The sequence below is a fragment of the Polaromonas sp. P1_G2 genome (assembly GCF_056405515.1).
This window is the reverse complement of record NZ_JBFUBY010001510.1, coordinates 1-390: the sequence shown is the minus strand read 5'-3', so window position 1 is coordinate 390 and position 390 is coordinate 1. Positions and strand designations below refer to the sequence as shown.

Here is a 390-nt window from a genome sequence, read left to right as displayed (position 1 = left end):
GGGTAGGGCCCGTGCGGGCGGCTCAATCGTTCACGACTTTATCGCCGCCGCCTTGGCTGGCACTCCGACGCTTGGACGGACGATACGAAGCGGGGGGTCTTGATAATGTTTGTCCCGAGAACAAAATAGGAACAGTCTACAGAAAGAATGCGCCCCATGATCCAGTCTGCTCTCTTCGATGGTCCGGCACCGCACAGCCAACATGTCGAGGCAGGCTTTCGCGGATGCGCTCCCATTCGCTCGCCCCGGCGACACGGAGCAATCTTCGAGGATCTCGTGCCAAACGCTGATGTTCTGCGGGGTCGGCTGTTGTTGGCACAAGGTTGAGTGACATGTGGTTCGGAGGGATCGCGATACAGAGCCGCATACGATTGCCGCCGCCGCCATCGG

1 protein-coding gene is annotated in these 390 nt (G+C 60.0%); it reads right to left on the bottom strand.

All coding sequences use genetic code 11. From position 1 onward, the window contains the following. Window positions 1-136: 136 nt before the first annotated feature. Window positions 137-390: hypothetical protein (locus AC1D0P_RS31310; protein ID WP_477680284.1), on the bottom strand; the 254-nt coding region annotated here is incomplete at its 5' end.